Here is a 16654-nt window from a genome sequence, read left to right as displayed (position 1 = left end):
CGACCTTACGCGTGTCTTCAATTTCCGTTGATTGCCCTTCAGCTCGGCGGATCCGCAGAATGTCCTGATGGATCTTCTCCTTGAGGCCATCGGCTGGCTCGGCGCCGCCCTGCTCCTGACCGGTTACGCCCTGGTCTCGTCCGCCCGGGTGCACGGCGACGGGCTCCTCTATCAGCTCATCAACCTGGGCGGCGCGGTCGGCCTCATGGTCAACAGCGCCTACAACGACGCCTGGCCCTCGGCGGGGCTGAATCTGGTGTGGGCCTCCATCGGCGTGGTCGCACTGGTCAAGCTGATGAGGCTGGCCCGGTCGGCACGCGCTGACGGTACGGGCGATTCCGCTCCCGCCTTGAACGAGTGACACCGCTCACGTCAAGACGGTTACCCAAACGTTATTGAATTTCTCTGGCCGACGCTGACCTGGGGGTGGCAGCGTTGACGTCAACGCGGGAACGTTCTCGCAAGGTCGAACTAGGACAAAACAACCAGCTCAAGGATAGGTATGCCTTCCCCTGCCCTGCCCCTGCGCCCCATCGCGTCGGACATCGCGTCGACTCTGCGCACCACCGTGGGCCAGCGCGCGCTCACTCAGGAGATCGCCGCCGAGGCGGTGCGCCGTGACGTCGACACCGTGCTCTTCGCCGGAGTCGGCGGGTCATGGGCGTCGTCGGTCGCCGCCACCATGTCGCTCGGCGCCAAGGCCACCGGGTTCGGCGTGCAGAACGTCAACGCCGGCGAGTTCCCGCTCACCCACCTCGGCCGCACCGGGCGGCGCACGCTGGTGATCGCCTCCTCGCACTCGGGCGGCACGCCCGAGACCGTCGCCGCGGCGCAGGCCGCCGCCAAGGCCGGCGCGCTGGTCGTGAGCGTGGCCAGGGACGCCGACAACGAGCTGGCGCGGGCCGCCGAGTTCAGCCTCGTCTACGGCAGCGAGAGCACCGCCACCGGCGGCAAGTACGAGCTCCTGGAAGAGATGTCCTGCTCCCTGCTGGAGGCCCACGGTCTCAAGGACGGGGTGGACGAGCTGCGGGCGGCCCTCGACCTCATCCCCGACGCCACCGCCGCGGCCGTGGACGAGACCGAGCGGGCCACCGCCGAAGCCGTGGCGCGGCTCTACGACGCCGACAACATCTTCGTGCTGGGCACCGGCCGGCTGCTGGGCCTGGCGTACATGCTGTCGGTCTGCTACCTGGTCGAGATGCAGCGGCAGAAGTCCACCCACCTCAACAGCGCCGACTTCTTCCACGGCCCGTTCGAGATCGTGGACCCGCGCAGCACGCGGGTCATCCACCTCATGAGCGAGGACGAGACGCGGCCGATCTCGGAGCGGGTCAACGCCTTCCTCTCCCGGTACGGCCGCGAACACTACGTCGTGGACCCGGCGAAGCTGACCCTCCCCGGGATCGACCCGGCGGTCCGCGGCAAGGTGGCCCACATCGCCATGGCGTCGGTGGCCTCCCGCATCGCGTACCACTTCGAGCCGCTGACCGGTCACGATCTCGACATCCGCCGATACATGCACAAGGTCGAGTACTGAGCCCCATGACGACACGCATGTGCGGCGTGGGGGACAACGTCGTCGACCGTTACCTCCACGCCGGTCTGATGTATCCGGGAGGCAGCGCGGCCAACGTGGCGGTGCACTCCCGGCGCCTGGGCGCGACCGCCGGCTACCTCGGCGTCCTCGGTGACGACGAGGCGGCGGCGCACGTGCTCAAGGCGCTGCTGGCCGAGGACGTCGACGTCACGCGGGTGCGGCACCGGGCGGAGCCCAACTCCTTCGCCGACGTCACGCTCGACGACGAGGGCAACCGCTTCTTCGGAACGTTCCAACCGCCGGTGACCCGCATCGAGCTCGAGGACCGGGATCTCGCCTATCTCTCCGGCTGCGACTGGGTCCACACCGGGCACAGCAGCTTCACGGTCTCCGAGGTGCCGAAGATGCACGCGGTCACCGCCGTCGCCTACGACTTCTCGTACCAGGGCCTCGACGTCGCGGCCCCGGTCCTGCCGTTCGTGACGGCGGCGATGTTCTCCCGGGCCGACGACACCGAGGCCGAGTGTCTCGGCCTCGTCGAGGAGGTCCGCGGCCTGGGGCCGGACACGGTCGTGGTGACCCGCGGCACCCGCGGGTCGATCGTCTGGCGGCGGGGCGAGCTGGTCGTCCAGCCCGCCGTGCCGGCCCGTGCGGTCGACACGCTGGGCGCGGGCGACGCCTACTTCGCCGCGCTCATGTGCGGCCTGTCCGACGGGCTCGCCCTGCCGGACGCGACCGCGCGGGCGGCCGCGTACGCCGCCGCGGTCTGCGAGCACTTCGGTGCTTTCGGCCATCCCACCGCCATCAGCGACTCCCGGAAGGAGGCGGCCAGATGACCGCACCCCCACCTGTCCTGGACGTGGCCGGCGTCACCAAGAGCTACGGCCACGTGCAGGCGCTGCGCGGCGTCGATCTCCAGGTTCGGCCCCGCGAAGTGCACGCCCTGGTGGGCGACAACGGCGCCGGCAAGTCCACCCTCATGAAGATCATCGCCGGCGCGGTGTCGCCCGACTCCGGCACCATCGCGGTCGACGGCCGCCCGGTGACCTTCGCCAGGCCCGCCGACGCGCAGGCGGCCGGGATCGAGACCGTCTACCAGGACCTGGCGCTCGCGCCCACGCTGACCGCCGGCGAGAACCTGTACCTGGGCCGCGAGGTGCTCAAGCCGGGGCTGCTGGGCCGGCTGGGGTTCGTCGACCGCGCCGCCATGAACCGGTCGGCCGAACGGCAGCTGTCGACGCTGGGCGCCAAGCTGCAGTCGCTGGCCTCGGAGGTCGGCTCGCTGTCCGGCGGCCAGAAGCAGGCGGTCGCGGTGGCCCGCGCCTCGCTGTGGGGCAGCGCCCTCATCATGCTCGACGAGCCCACCGCGGCGCTCGGCGTCTCCCAGACCGAGTTCGTGCTCAAGCTGGTCGAGCAGCTGCGCGACGAGCGGGGCCTGTCGGTGCTGCTCATCTCGCACAGCATGCCGGACGTCTTCAGGGTCGCCGACCGGGTCACGGTGCTGCGCCTGGGCCAGACCGTGCTGACCGAGGAGATCTCGGCCCTGTCGACCAACGACCTCATCGCCGCCATGACCGGCGCGGGAATTCCAGCGGGTGGACCGACGACATGAGCACGATCACGAGCCCCGGCGTCAAAGCGGGGCCTTCGCTCACCGCGCGGCTGCTGGCCAGCCAGCGCTTCTCCAATCTGACGATCTTCGGACTGCTGGTCGCGATCATCGTGTTCTTCACGGTGGTCACCCCGTCCGGGACGTTCTTCTCGAACTACAACCTGACCAGCATCGCGCTGGCCGGGTCCCAGCTGCTGATCCTCTCGGCCGGCGTCACCTTCCTGCTCATCGCGGCCGGGCTCGACCTGTCGGTCGGTGCGGTGGTGGTCTTCTCCTCGGTCCTGGCCGCCAAGCTGATGCTGGGCCTGACTTCCGGCCTGGCCGGCACCGCCCAGGGCGGCGCGGAGCTGTGGCTGCCGATCCTGGCCGGCGTCGGGGCGGGTGTCGTCACCGGCGCGGCCTGGGGCCTGGTCAACGGCATGCTGGTGGTGAAGTCGAAGATCCCGTCCTTCATCGTGACGCTGGCGACCAGCACGATCATCCTCGGCCTGGCCCAGGTCTGGACCGGCGGCATGAACGTCAGCGGGGTGCCGCAGGCGCTCACCGACGCCTTCGGCATGGGCACCCTGCTCGGCGTCCCGTGGCCGGTCGTGACCGCCGCCGCGGTCACCGGCCTGCTGTGGGTCGTGCTCGCCCGTACCCGGTTCGGCCTGCGCACGTACGCGATCGGCGCCAACCCCGAGGCGGCCCGCAGGGCCGGCATCAACGTCGACCGGCACCTGCTGGCGATCTACTGCATGGTCGGCCTGCTGGCCGGGCTGGTCGGGATGATCGACATCTCGCGCTTCTCCACCGCGTCGGTCTCCGGGTACGCGAACATCGCGCTGCAGAGCATCACCGCGGTCATCATCGGCGGCACCTCGCTGTGGGGCGGCCGCGGCAAGATGTCCGGCACGGTCGTCGGCGCCTTCATCCCCGCGACCCTCACCAGCGGGTTCGTGATCATGAACCTGCAGCCGTTCTGGCAGAACGTCGCGGTCGGCTGCGTCCTCATCTTCGCCGTCTTCGTCGACCAGTACCGCAGACGGGCGATGAACGTCACCTGAACACCCGGCTCAACCCCCCTGCCTGGCCCAGAGCCGGCGAATGAGAGGAACTCCATCATGTTGCGGAATATCAAGAAGGTCGCCGTACTGGCACTGGCCGGGCTGACCCTGGCCGCGTGCGCCACCGAGGCGCCGGACACCGCCGCGAAGGCGGGCGGCACGGACGGCGCGGACGGCGCGGGCGCCAAGCCGCGGGTCGTCATGCTGCTCAACGACCAGTTCGACCCCTACTACCTGACGCTGGCCAAGGGCGCCGAGGAGAAGGCGGCGGAGCTCGGCGTCGAATTCTCCTGGCAGGCTCCGACCACGCTCGACGTGGCCGCCCAGACCCAGTTGCTGCAGTCGATCGCGGCCACCAAGCCGGACGGCATCATCATGTCGGCCCTCGACGCCAAGGCGATGTCGGCCCCGATGCGGCAGGTGAACGAGCAGGGCATCCCGATCGTCACCGTCGACGCCGACGTGGAGGACCAGGACGCCCGGCTGGCGACCTTCAAGTCCGACGGCGTCGTCAGCGGCGAGATGGCCGCCGACACCGTGAACGAGCTGCTCGCGGGCACCGGGAAGGTGGGCTACGTCGGCTACATCCCGGGCATCCAGAGCGTGGACATCCGGCTCAAGGGCTGGCAGGAGCAGCTGAAGAAGCACGCCGGCCTGGAGAACAGCGGCGAGGAGTACGCCGGCGCCGACATCTCCGAGAACGTCGCCAAGACCTCGGCCCTGATCTCCAGGGTGCCCGACCTGAAGGCCGTCTTCGCCTCCTGGACCAACGCCGCCATCGGCGCGGCCAAGGCGGTGCAGCAGGCCGGCAAGACCGGCGACATCAAGGTCGTCGGCGTGGACGCCTCCCCCGACCAGGTCGACCTGCTGCGCCAGGGCCTGGTCGACGCGCTGGTCGTGCAGAAGCCGTACGACATGGGCAAGGACGCGGTCGAGGCGCTGACCGCGTACACCAAGGACGGCACCCGCCCGCAGGGCGAGAAGCTCTACGACTTCGTCGTGGCGACCAAGGACAACCTCGACACCCCCGAGATCAGCCAGTACCTGTACGTCAAGCCGGAAGGGAAGTGAGCGATGGCCAGGCTGGGAATCGACGTCGGCGGCACCTTTACCGACGTCGTCGTCCTGCACGAGGACGGCCGCCGGGTCGTCGAGAAGGTGCCGAGCACGCCGCATGACGCCTCGATCGGCATCCTCGACGGCATCGCCCAGATCCGGCGCACCCGCGGCGTGGACGTCGCGGCGCTGGACACCTTCAGCCACGGCTCCACGGTGGCGACCAACGCCCTGCTGGAGTCCAAGCTGCCCCGCACCGCGCTGGTGGTCACCCGCGGCTTCCGCGACGTGCTGGAGATCGGCACCCAGCTCCGCGGCGACCTGTTCGACCTGCGGGTCGCCAAGCCCCGCCCGTACGTGCCCCGGTCCCTCGTCTTCGAGGCCACCGAGCGCGTGGACCGGCTGGGCGAGGTGGTGACCCCGCTGACCGACGCCGAGATCGCGCGCCTGGTCGAGGAGGTACGGGCCGCGGACGTCGAGGCGTGCGCCATCACCTTCCTGTTCGGGTTCCGCAACGAGGAGCACGAGCGGCGGCTCGCCGCGGCGCTCAGGGAGGCCATGCCGGAGCTCTCCGTGGCGGTCGGCTGCGAGGTCGCGCCGGAGATCAAGGAGTATCCGCGCGCCTGCACGACCGTGGTGAGCGCCGCGCTGCGGCCCCTGGTCGCCCGTTACATGTCCGGCATCCTGAGCGGTCTGGAGCCGGCCGGGGTCACCTGTCCCACTTTCATCATGCAGTCCAACGGCGGCGTGATGAAGGCGGAGGAGGCCGCCGCGAACGCGCACCGCATGGTGCTCTCCGGGCCCGCCGCCGGGGTCCTGGCCGCCACCCAGGTGGCCAGGCAGTCGGCGTACCCGAACCAGATCACGTTCGACATGGGCGGCACCTCCACCGACATCTGCCTGATCCACGAGGGCCGGGCCAGGGTCGAGCGGGAGAGCGTGTTCGAGGGGCGGCCCATGCTGGTGCCCCAGTTCGACATCCACACCATCGGCTCGGGCGGCGGCTCCCTGGCGAGCGTCGACGAGGCCGGCGGGCTGCGCGTCGGGCCCGAGAGCGCCGGCGCGATGCCCGGCCCCGCCTGCTACGGCCGGGGCGGGACGCGTCCCACCACCACGGACGCGCACCTGGTGCTGGGCCGGATCGACCCGGCGGCGTTCCTCGGCGGCGAGATGCCCCTGGACGTGGAGGCGGCCAGGCGGGCGGTGAAGACGCACGTGGCCGACCCGCTCGGCGTCGACGTCGACACCGCGGCCATCGGCATCCTCGACGTGGCCGACGCGATCATGGCCCGCGGCGTCCGCGTGGTCAGCGTCAACCGCGGCCACGACCCGCGCGACTTCTACCTGCTGCCGTTCGGCGGCGCCGGGCCGATGCACGCGCTCAGCGTCGGCGCCCTGGTGGACGTCGGCGGCGTGCTGATCCCGCCGAGCCCCGGCACGTTCTCGGCGGTCGGGCTGGCCGGCTCCGACATCAAGTACACCTTCGCCCGGGTGGTCGACGCCGGCGTCGGCGACGTGCCGGCGGAGGACGTCGAGGCCCTGTACCAGGGCATGGCCGAGACGGCCGCCGAGCGGTTCGCCGGCACCGGCGTCAAGCGCGTGGACCACGTGCGGCTGGCCCGGTTCCGCTACGCCTGGCAGGACAACGACGTCGAGGTGCTCATCGACGCCCCGGAACTCGACGCCGGCGCGCTGGCGGACGCGGTCAAGCGCTTCCACGAGCAGCACCGGTTCGAGTTCGGTCACAGCAACCCCGAGGAGCGGGTGGAGCTGGTGGCCGTCGGCCTGGAGGCGTACGGGATCCTGGACCACGGCCCCGGCGTCCCGGCCCGTACGGACGAGGCGGGCGGCGAGCCCGCCCGCCACCGCGAGGTCTACTTCAAGGGCCCCGGCCGGGTGCGGACCCCGGTGTACGAGCGCGGCGCGCTGGCGCCGGGCACCGTGCTGCGCGGCCCCGCGATCGTCGAGGAGCGGGAGGCCACCACGGTGGTCGTCCCCGGCACCACGCTCCGGGTCGACGACGACCTCAACCTGGTCATCACCTATGACAAGCCCGGCGAGGAGGCATGATGACGCCGCGCGAGAACGGCGCCGACCCGATCACCACCGAGGTCGTCCGGCATGCGCTGGAGACCATCGCCGAGGAGATGGGCACCGCGCTGCGCCGCACCGCGCTCAGCGTGGTGGTCAAGGACATGCGCGACTACTCCTGCGCGCTGTTCGACGCCCGGGGGCGGATGCTCGCCGCCGCGCTCGACATCCCGAGCCTGCTCGCGTCCATGGCACCGGCGCTGCGCGCCTGCCTGGACAAGTGGGGTGAGGACATCCATCCCGGGGACGTCTTCATCAACAACCATCCCTACCTGGGCGCCTGCCAGACCAACGACATCAACATCTTCGTCCCGGTCTTCGACGCCGCCGCGACGCTCGTCGGGTTCACCGGCGTCATCGCCCACCACGCCGACTGGGGCGGGCGCACCCCCGGCACGGCCGCGGCCCGGTCGGAGTCGGCGTACGAGGAGGGCGTGCTCCTCCCGGCGCTGAAGGTGGAGGTCAAGGGGGTTCCCGAGCGGGGCCTGCTGGACATCATCACCGCCAACACCCGTCACCCGGCCCAGAACCACGGCGACCTGCGGGCGCAGATCGCGGCGGCCCGCTCCGGCGCCGGCCGGTTCGCGGGCCTGGCCGGGAAGTTCGGCACCGGCCTGCTGCTCGACACGTTCGAGGAGCTGTTCGCCTACACCGTGCGGCGGACCCGCGCGGAGATCGCCAAGCTTCCGGACGGCGACTACACGGCGGAGGGCTGCCTGGACAACGACGGGCTCGACCTCGACGCGCCGGTGAGGATGGTGGTCAAGGCGGTGATCTCGGGCGAGGAGATCCACTTCGACTTCACCGGCTCCGACCCGCAGATGCGCGGCGGGATGAACATCCCCGACTCGACCCTGCGCTCCGTGGTGCACTATGCGGTGAAGTGCCTGATGCCCTCCGACGTGCCGTTCAACGAGGGCTCGCTGGATCCGGTCTCCTTCCACGCGCCCCGCGGCACGGCGGTCAACCCCGAGTTCCCCGCCGCGGTCGGGGACCGGCACCTCGCCTCGCAGCGCCTGGCGTCCATCGTCACCCGGGCGCTGGCCGCGGCGGCGCCGCACCGCGCGTCCGCGGAGTGGTTCGTGGGCTGGCCGGTGCTCATCTGCGAGTCCCGCTCCCCCAAGTCGGGAGACGGCGTGGTCCTGCTGGCCAACGTCGCCGGCGGCGCGGGCGCCTGCGTGGACCACGACGGCGCCGACGCCCTCGACGTGCACATGGCCAACTGCCAGCTGATCCCGGCCGAGGTGATCGAGTCCTCCTACGAGCTGCGGGTGGAGCGGTACGCGCTCATCCCCGACTCGGGGGGCGCCGGCCGTCACCGGGGCGGGCTCGGCATCCGGGCCGACTACCGCAACATCTCCAGCAAGCCGCTGGGCTTCCTGTCGGAGGCCGAGCAGACCCGGCCGGAGTTCGCGCCGCAGGGGCTGACCGGCGGCCGGCCGGGGATGCCCGCGTCGCTGGCGCTGATCCACGAGGACGGCACCGAGACCGCGCTCCCCTCCAAGGGCCAGGGCTCGGCCCTGCCGGGTGAGATCGTCAGCCTGCGCGCGGGCGGCGGCGGCGGTTACGGCGACCCGGCCGAGCGCCCGGCCGAGCTGGTCGAGGCCGACCTCAGGGACGGCCGGATCACCGCGGCGGGCGCGGCCGCCTACGAGAGGACGCGCTGACATGGCCGCCGGGTTCCTGGGCGTGGCGCACGTCGGGATCGTGGTCGACGACCTGGAGGAGGCCGTCGCGGCCACCACGCCCGTGGCCGGCGGGTGGAGCGACATCCTGGAGTGGGACACCGTGGTCCGCTTCCCCGACGGCTCGCGCGAGGAGCGTCCGGTACGGTTCGTCACCGCCGCGAGCGGGCCCGCCCACGTCAAGATGATCGAGTCGGCCGAGGGCAGCGTCTGGGCCCCCACCGGCGGGGTGCAGCAGCTGCACCACCTCACCTACTGGGTGGCGGACATCGAGGAGGCCACGGCCGGGCTCCTGGCGACCGGCAGGTACCGCGTCGAGGCCGACGGGCTGGAGCCTGACGACAGCGTCCGGTTCCGCTACCTGCTCAACGACCTCGGCCTGCGGATCGAGCTCGGACTGCTGGCCAACAAGCCCGGCTTCGACAGCTGGGCGGCGGGCGGCGAGCACGCCTGACCGCGCACGGGGCCCGGCGGAGATGTCCGCCGGGCCCCCGCACGTTCTCAGACGGCCGCCACCGACTCGCGGACCAGGAACGACGTGGGCAGCTCGATGAGCTCGGGCGGGCCCTCGTCGCCGTTGAGCCGGTCGATGAGCTTGCGGGCCGCCCTGGCCCCGATCTCGTGCACCGGCTGCTCGATGACGGTGAGGGCGGGCCGGACCAGCGTGGTCCAGTCGAGGTTGTCGAAGCCCACGAACGACAGGTCACGCGGCATCTCGATGTCGAGCTCGCGCACGGCCTGGTAGGCGCCGAGCGTCATCATGTTGTCGGTGGTGACCAGGGCCGTCGGCCGGGCCGGCGAGGCCAGCAGGCGCCGGGTGGCCTCGGCCGCGCCTTCGACGTCGTAGCCGCCCGTCCGGCCGACCAGCGACGGGTCCACCTCCACCCCGGCGTCGCGGTGGGCGCGCAGGTAGCCGAGCAGCCGGGCGGCGCTGGCGTTGATCTCCCCGCGCAGGCGGTCGAGCCCTGGACGGAGCAGCGTGGCCCAGTCGGCCTCGCGCTCGATGCGCAGCTCCGTCAGGATGCCGATGCGGCGGTGGCCGTGGCTCAGGAGGTAGGTCACGGCCTCCCGCATGGCCGCGACGTCGTCGACGGTGACCGCGTCGGCCCCGACGGCGCTGCTCGGCCGGTCGAAGAGCACCACGTGCTTGCCGTGCGACCGGACCGCCCGCAGGTGCTCGACGTCGCCGACGTCGGCGGTGGCGACGATCAGGCCGTCGACCTGCTTGTCGATCAGCAGGTTGACGGCCTCCCGCTCGCTGCGGACGTCCTCGTCGGTGTTGGTCAGCAGGATGCTGTAGCCCGACTTCCTGGCCTCGTCGGTGATGCCGCGCACCACGCCGGAGAAGAACGGGCTGCTGATGTCGGCGCACACCACGCCCAGGGTGTCGGTGCGCCGGGTCACCATGCTCCTGGCCACGCTGTTGGGCCGGTAGCCCAGGGTCTCTATCGCGTCGAGGACGCGCTTCCGCGTCGCCTCGCTGAACCGGCCGTAGTTGCCCAGCACGCGGCTCGCGGTGGAGGTGGACACCTTGGCCAGCCTTGCCACGTCGTGGATCGTCGGAGGCTGAGCGGATGAGGCCATGAGGGAACGTTATCGCAGCTTGAGAGCCGGAGGCCACGGGCCGGAACCCGTGGCACTCCCGTCAGTCGTCGTCCTGGTCGGCCTCGTCCCACGCCTTGTTGCGGTCGGCCGCGCGCTGCAGCGCCCCGGCAGCCTCCTGCTCGGTCGCGTACGGGCCCATCCGGTCCTTGTTGGGGCAGCCCACGTCGGGCTCGACCCGCATGTGCTTGAGGCAGAACCACCACTGGCCATCGGTCATGAGGTCGATTCTGCCCCGTAGACTCAGGTTTCATGACGACACTGCTCCAGCCCGGCCGAATTTCGCCCATGCGAAAGGTTCCCGCCCACATCGAGCGGCCGGAGTACGTCGGCAAGAAGCGCCCCAAGACCGGCGAGTCCGACGTGAAGACCCCCGAGATCATCGAGCGCATGCGGGTCGCGGGCCGCATCGCCGCCCAGGCGCTCGAAGAGGTCGGCCGGAACGTGCGGCCGGGCGTCACCACCGACGAGCTCGACCGCATCGGCCACGAGTTCCTCGTCGACCACGGCGCCTACCCCAGCACGCTCGGCTACAAGGGCTACCCCAAGTCGCTGTGCACCTCGATCAACGAGGTGATCTGCCACGGCATCCCCGACGACACCGTGCTGCGCGACGGCGACATCGTCAACGTCGACATCACCGCCTACATCGGCGGCGTCCACGGCGACACCGACGCCACCTTCCTGGTCGGCGAGGTCGACGAGGAGTCGCGGCTGCTGGTCGAGCGCACCCGCGAGGCGATGATGCGCGCTATCAAGGCCGTCGCGCCGGGCCGCCAGCTCAACGTGGTCGGCCGGGTGATCGAGGCGTACGCCAAGCGGTTCGGCTACGGCGTGGTGCGTGACTTCACCGGCCACGGCATCGGCACCAGCTTCCACTCCGGCCTGATGGTGCCCCACTACGACGACCCGTCGCTCCGGGTGGAGCTGGTGCAGGGCATGACGTTCACCATCGAGCCGATGCTGACGCTGGGCACGATCGACTACGACATCTGGCCCGACAAGTGGACCGCGGTGACCAAGGACCGCAAGCGCACGGCACAGTTCGAGCACACGATCGTGGTCACCGCCACCGGCAGCGAGATCCTCACCGCGCCTTAGGCACGACCCCCGTCACGGTGGTGCCCTCGCCGGGCACGCTGTTGACCGACAGCGACCCGCCGGCCTCGCCCAGCGCCGCCCGCATGCGGGCGATCCCGCGGCCCGCCCGCGAGAGATCGAAGCCCCTGCCGTGGTCGCTGACCGTCATACGCAGACCGCCGCGGCCCACCGTGACGGCGATCGACACCGTCGTGGCCTCGCTGTGCTTGTGCACGTTGTCGAGCGCCTCGGCCAGCGCCTCCAGAACCCCCTTGGCGACCCGCGGCCGCACGTCGGCCGCGGGCAGCGCCCACACCTCCACCGCGATCCCCGTACGCCGCGACCATTCGGCCAGGTTGCCCTCAAGGGCTTCGGCCAGGCTTTCACCCCCGCGCATGCGCGTCACTTCCATCACCGCTCCACGCCTTCCTGAGGCCCGAGCGCGCCGGCTCCACCGCCGGCGCCGAAAGCGCGGAGCGCCACCCCCCACGGCAGGCTCGCGCCACCCCCTATCGGGAAAGGCTACCCGCCGTGCCGCCGTCACACCGGGTGAAGATAGCAGGCCCTGCCTGAACGGCTACTCGCGTTTGTCGAGCTCGTTGAGCCTGGCCAGATAGTCGTTGTACGAGGTGAGCTCCGGATCGCCGGAACGCGCGGCGGACCGGTCGTCGCGCCGGGCCTTGCGGTCCTCGCTGCGGTACCACTGCACCGCGATGGCCAGCAGCACCATGAGGGTCGGGATCTCCCCGAACCCCCACGCGATCGCGCCGCCGTTCTGCTGCTCCTGCAGCAGCGGCCCGCCCCAGGACCGGTCGAGCTGCTCGTACCAGCCGGGCGCGATGAGCGTGCCGGTCATCATCAGCGCGATGCCGAAGAACGCGTGGAACGGCATGGTGACGAACAGCAGCAGCAGCCTGCCCACGTACGGGAGCTGGTGAGGGCCGGGGTCGACCCCGATGACCACCCAGAAGAACAGGCACCCGCTGACCAGGAAGTGGAGGATCATGAGGATGTGGCCGAGGTGCTCCTCCATGGCGGCCTCGAACAGCGGCGTGAAGTAGAGCGCGTAGGTGGACGCGATGAAGATCGCGGTGGCGATGCCCGGATGGGTGACGACGCGCGCGTAACCACTGTGCAGGATCGCCATCAGCCACTCGCGCGGCCCCCGGTCTCCGCGCCGGGCGGCGGGCTTGAGCGCGCGCAGCGCGAGCGTGACGGGGGCGCCGAGCACCAGGAAGATCGGGACGATCATGGCCAGCGTCATGTGCTCGATCATGTGCACGTCGAACATGACCTTGGCGTACCGCGCCACGCCGCTCTGGGTGGTGAAGACCAGGATGGCCACGCCGGCGAACCACGACGCGGTGCGGCCCCACGGCCAGGCGTCGCCGCGCCGCCGCATCCGTACGACGCCCGCGCCGTACAGCCCGGCCAGGATCGCGGCGAGCAGCGCGAAGAACAGGTCGAACCACCACAGCGAGAGGATGTTCGCGGCCGAGATCGGCGGCGGGACCGGGTGGCCGAGGAGGTCGAAGGCGCGGTCGGCGGGCAGGCTGACCGGCGGGGGCGGGGTGCGCGACAGCGCCACCGCCAGCCCGATCGTCGCCAGCATGAGCATGAGCTCGCCGGCCGCGAGCCGGGCGAACGCGCGCGGGCGGCCCGCGCCGAGGTCGGCGAGCGTGCGCTGGCGGTGCCACCAGCCGACGTAGCCGAGCAGCACGAACGCCACGGTCTTGGCCACGATGAGCACGCCGTAGCTGGACGTCCACAGGTCGGACAGCGACGTGAGCCGCGCGAGCGTGCTGAACACGCCCGACATCCCCACGCCGATGTAGACCCACAGCGCCATCCGCGAGAAGCGGGAGGCCGCCACGTCGAGCTGCGGCCGCTTCAGCGCGGCGTGCAGGGCCAGCACGGCCAGCCCGCCCACCCACAGAGCCAGCGTCAGCAGGTGGAGGGTGACCGAGGTGATGGCCAGGCCGTGGTTGGGCGAGGAGGCGGAGTGGCCGGTGAGCGCCGGCGGCATCAGCGTGACCAGCGCGAGCACCAGCAGCCCGGCCGCCGCCCCGGCGGTGATGACGCCGCGGGAGAACAGCGCGATCGACAGCCCGAACAGCACCACGAGGGTGAGCGCGATGCCGGGGCTCTCCTGGGTGGCGAAGCCGACCAGGAAGTTGCGGTTGAGGATCTCGGGGACCGAGCGCGCCCACACGTCGGAGACGCTGAAGACCATGGTGAGGAAGGCCGCGCCCGCCCAGGCGAGCCCCGTCCAGGAGGCGGCCCGCAGGTAGCCCTGCGCGGTCTTGCCGAGCACGCCCTTGTCGTTGGGCAGCAGCAGGGCGGCGGCCAGCAGCAGGCCGACCGTGGCGACGCCCGCGACGTCCATGGCCAGCTTGGAGACCGGCAGCCCCCAGCGCGTCACGACGCCTGACGAGGGCACGCCGAGGATGATCCTGGGGAACGCCGCGCCTCCGGCGATCATGGCGATCACGAGGGCGGCGATCGCCGCCCCGGCCGCCGCCAGCGCGAGACGCGCGGCTCTGGTCACGGCTGCTTCTTCTTCCTGGCGCTCATGAGGAACCCGATGCCGATGCCGACGAGCGCGCCGACCACGATGAGGAGCCAGACCGGGAAGGTGGCGGCGTCGCTCTCGGCGGACACCTCCTCGGCGGGCTGGGCCTCGGCCGGCTCGGTGGCGGTGGGGGCCGGCTCGGCGGTGGTCGCCTCGGCCGTCGGCGCCGTGCTCCCCTCAGGAGTCTCCGCCGGGGACGGGCTCGCGCCCTTGACGGTGAACGGGATCTCGCCCTCGATCGGGTGGCCGTCGGACGAGACGACCCGGTAGGCGATGGTGTAGTCGCCGTCGGGCAGCTCGCCCTTCAGCGCCTGCTTCACCTTCACCCCGTCGAGCTCCGGGTCGCCGGCCTGGTGCTGGGTGTCACCCGGCCCGCGGACGCTCACGAAGGGCATGCGGATCTTGCCGGTGAACTCCAGCGTGATCTCGTCCACGGACTCGACCGTGGCGTCCTTGGCGGGGTCGCTGCTCTTGAGCGCGTCGTGAGCCAGAGCCGGCCCGGCGGTGACGAGGACGAGCAGCGTGGCGAGGATCGCGGTGAGGGCCGCGAGCGGGGAACTCTTCATGGCGCCTTCAAGGCTACCGAGCACCCCGCCCGGTTCGTACCCCGATCAGAGACCCGCGCAGGCGAGCGCCCGCTGGTAGGCCTCGACGCTGGCCTCGGCGTCGCCGATCTCGTAGAGCGTCTCCGCCGTGGCGTACCACGCGCCGGCCGAGAGGAAGGACGGCGGGACCGAGTCGAGGGCGTCGCGGATCGTCCGCAGGTGCCGGTCGGCCTCGGCGGCCTCGCCGCGCACGCTGTGCGCCCGCCCCAGCAGCAGGTGCGTCTGCGGCACCTGGGCGACGGCGGCGCCGGACAGGAGGCCGCCGGCGGTGTGGGCGTGCTCCAGGGCCCGGTCGAGGTCGCCGGTCATGAACTCGACGTGGGCCAGCTCGGTCAGCGCCCGCGCCCGGTCGGTCACGCTGGTGGAGCTCTGCTCCTGGTCCCTGATGGCGCGGTTGACGTGCTCCAGGAGCGAGGCCGCCTCCTCGGGCTGCACGCGCCGCCGCAGCTGGACGTACGCGACCCGCATCATGGCGAGCAGGCGCGGGTGACCGGACTCGGCCACCAGCGCCAGGGCCCGCTCGGCGAAGACGAGCGCCTCCTCCCGGTGGCCGGTGTAGTCGGCCGCGAAGGCGGCGTTCCAGTTGGCCGCGGCCATGGCGCGCGGGGAGCCGAGCGCGTCGGCGGCGTTGAGCAGCTCGGCGGCGAACTGCCGGGCGCGCAGGTGGTCGCCGCGCACGAAGTAGGCCGCCAGCAGGGTGGCGCCCAGCTCCACCAGCAGGTCGGACCACGCGGGCCGGTTGGCGCCGCCCAGGATGCGCTCGCCGATCTCGACGGCCTCCACGAGCCGGTTGCTCTGCCGGTAGACGCGGCACAGGGCGATGGCGATCTCGATCCGGCGCTCGGCGGGGACGTCCTCGCCCTGCAGCCGCTGCAGGATGGCGATCGCCTCGTCGCTGTCGCCGCACGCCTCCGTGGCGAGGGCCAGCCCGAATTCGGTGTCTTGACGAAGCTCGGTCAGACCTGTCAGGTTGTTGTCCGCGAGCAGCTCGGTGAAGCGGTTGCGGGCCTCGGCGACCTCGCCGTTCTCCAGCGCGATCCGGGCGTAGCCGAGCGAGAGTTCGATGTCCTCCATCTGCTCGGCCGTCACACCGTTGATCAGATAGGAGAGCGAGCAGTCCAGTTTCTGGGCCAGCAGCTCCAGGACCGCCGGCGTGGGAGTACGCTTGCCACTCTCGATCAAGGAGACGTAACTGTCAGACAACTCGGGGTGCGCGAGCTGTGCCTGCGAGAGGCCGCGCTGCCGCCGCACCGTCTTGATACGGAGTCCGACTAGGTCAGATGTGGTCACGGTCGTCGCTCCCTGAAATGATAAGTTCCAAGCAAGTCCCGTAGATCCGCGAGGGAGATCCTCATGCGCACGCGCCTCACGATGTCCGCACTTGTTGCCTTGCTCGGGGCCGTGGTGGCCGTTGCAGGCAATAGTACGGTCGCGAATGCGGAAACGTCTGCCCCCGCAGCAGTCTCCGCCGTCTCTCTCGCCGTCCTCGGCGACGCCTATTGTTGCTGAGCACGCGGGTGAGACCGGCGGCGGGGCCGCCATGTCAGGTGAGAGCCATCTCCTGCGTGTCACACCCCCGTCGCCGCTGCCCTCGTTCTCTCCGCTTCTCCGCGCATCACCCGTAGAAGTCTCCGCGCATTCCCCGTAGGCGAGCAGCCTAGGCGGGGCATCTACATTTCCTCTAGACGTCGCCACGTCGGCCCGATCGGCCCTGCTCCCTCACCGTGATCCGGTCTACGCCGCCGTGGTCAGCTCCACGGGTGGGAGA

16 protein-coding genes are annotated in these 16654 nt (G+C 71.3%); 10 read left to right on the top strand and 6 right to left on the bottom strand.

What is annotated here, in order from left to right; all coding sequences use genetic code 11:
* The first annotated feature begins 67 nt into the window (after window positions 1-67).
* The 9 genes from AB0K05_RS05185 (at window position 68) to AB0K05_RS05145 (ending at window position 9481) form a co-directional block, all read left to right on the top strand.
* Window positions 68-361: a hypothetical protein gene (locus AB0K05_RS05185; RefSeq protein WP_148032888.1), complete on the top strand. Its 294-nt coding sequence runs from the start codon at window positions 68-70 to the stop codon at window positions 359-361.
* 141 nt (window positions 362-502) lie between these two features.
* Window positions 503-1537, top strand: coding sequence for an SIS domain-containing protein (locus AB0K05_RS05180; RefSeq protein ID WP_148032889.1), 1035 nt, complete (start codon window positions 503-505; stop codon window positions 1535-1537).
* A gap of 5 nt (window positions 1538-1542) precedes the next feature.
* The gene (locus AB0K05_RS05175) at window positions 1543-2373 is read left to right on the top strand and encodes a PfkB family carbohydrate kinase (protein WP_271276336.1); all 831 of its coding nucleotides are present in this window, start codon (window positions 1543-1545) and stop codon (window positions 2371-2373) included.
* Entirely contained in the window at window positions 2370-3149 is a 780-nt protein-coding gene (locus AB0K05_RS05170) for an ATP-binding cassette domain-containing protein (protein WP_148032891.1), read from the top strand. Before AB0K05_RS05175 ends, AB0K05_RS05170 begins: the two co-directional genes overlap by 4 nt.
* A complete protein-coding gene (locus tag AB0K05_RS05165; protein WP_271276337.1) occupies window positions 3146-4195 on the top strand; it encodes an ABC transporter permease in 1050 nt (349 codons plus the stop codon). The genes AB0K05_RS05170 and AB0K05_RS05165 overlap by 4 nt, the downstream gene beginning before the upstream one ends.
* A gap of 57 nt (window positions 4196-4252) precedes the next feature.
* Entirely contained in the window at window positions 4253-5266 is a 1014-nt protein-coding gene (locus tag AB0K05_RS05160; RefSeq protein WP_271276338.1) for a substrate-binding domain-containing protein, read from the top strand.
* A 3-nt stretch (window positions 5267-5269) separates the two neighbouring features.
* Window positions 5270-7321 (top strand): hydantoinase/oxoprolinase family protein, encoded by a 2052-nt coding sequence (locus AB0K05_RS05155; RefSeq protein ID WP_364226845.1) that lies wholly within the window; start codon window positions 5270-5272, stop codon window positions 7319-7321.
* Window positions 7318-9009, top strand: a complete 1692-nt coding sequence (locus tag AB0K05_RS05150) for a hydantoinase B/oxoprolinase family protein (protein WP_364226842.1) — start codon at window positions 7318-7320, stop codon at window positions 9007-9009. Before AB0K05_RS05155 ends, AB0K05_RS05150 begins: the two co-directional genes overlap by 4 nt.
* A 1-nt stretch (window position 9010) precedes the next feature.
* Complete coding sequence (locus AB0K05_RS05145) at window positions 9011-9481, top strand: VOC family protein (RefSeq protein ID WP_271276341.1); 471 nt, start codon at window positions 9011-9013, stop codon at window positions 9479-9481.
* Window positions 9482-9528: 47 nt separating this feature from the next.
* Here AB0K05_RS05145 and AB0K05_RS05140 read toward each other — a convergent pair whose 3' ends face one another.
* Both AB0K05_RS05140 and AB0K05_RS05135 read right to left on the bottom strand, forming a co-directional pair.
* Window positions 9529-10611, bottom strand: coding sequence for a LacI family DNA-binding transcriptional regulator (locus AB0K05_RS05140; protein ID WP_148032897.1), 1083 nt, complete (start codon window positions 10609-10611; stop codon window positions 9529-9531).
* A gap of 61 nt (window positions 10612-10672) precedes the next feature.
* Window positions 10673-10849 carry a hypothetical protein gene (locus AB0K05_RS05135; protein WP_364226837.1) on the bottom strand — a complete coding sequence of 59 codons (177 nt, stop codon included), beginning with the start codon at window positions 10847-10849 and terminating at the stop codon, window positions 10673-10675.
* Between the two features lie 32 nt (window positions 10850-10881).
* Between AB0K05_RS05135 and map the strand changes: the two genes are divergently transcribed.
* Window positions 10882-11730, top strand: coding sequence for a type I methionyl aminopeptidase (gene map, locus AB0K05_RS05130; protein ID WP_148032898.1), 849 nt, complete (start codon window positions 10882-10884; stop codon window positions 11728-11730).
* Here map and AB0K05_RS05125 read toward each other — a convergent pair.
* The 4 genes from AB0K05_RS05125 to AB0K05_RS05110 form a co-directional block, all read right to left on the bottom strand.
* Window positions 11717-12121, bottom strand: coding sequence for an ATP-binding protein (locus AB0K05_RS05125; protein ID WP_148032899.1), 405 nt, complete (start codon window positions 12119-12121; stop codon window positions 11717-11719). The genes map and AB0K05_RS05125 overlap by 14 nt on opposite strands.
* 165 nt (window positions 12122-12286) lie before the next feature.
* Entirely contained in the window at window positions 12287-14257 is a 1971-nt protein-coding gene (locus AB0K05_RS05120; RefSeq protein ID WP_148032900.1) for a cytochrome c oxidase assembly protein, read from the bottom strand.
* Window positions 14254-14847 (bottom strand): copper resistance CopC family protein, encoded by a 594-nt coding sequence (locus AB0K05_RS05115; protein WP_148032901.1) that lies wholly within the window; start codon window positions 14845-14847, stop codon window positions 14254-14256. Before AB0K05_RS05115 ends, AB0K05_RS05120 begins: the two co-directional genes overlap by 4 nt.
* A 45-nt stretch (window positions 14848-14892) precedes the next feature.
* On the bottom strand, window positions 14893-16176 hold the full coding sequence (locus tag AB0K05_RS05110; RefSeq protein ID WP_261808698.1) for a helix-turn-helix domain-containing protein: 1284 nt from the start codon (window positions 16174-16176) through the stop codon (window positions 14893-14895).
* Between the last annotated feature and the right edge of the window lie 478 nt (window positions 16177-16654).

The sequence above is a fragment of the Nonomuraea sp. NPDC049486 genome (genome assembly GCF_040676925.1).
In the GTDB taxonomy this organism is placed as follows: domain Bacteria; phylum Actinomycetota; class Actinomycetes; order Streptosporangiales; family Streptosporangiaceae; genus Nonomuraea; species Nonomuraea ferruginea.
The sequence above is the reverse complement of the archived record's forward strand: the minus strand, read 5'-3'. Positions and strand labels throughout refer to the sequence as shown.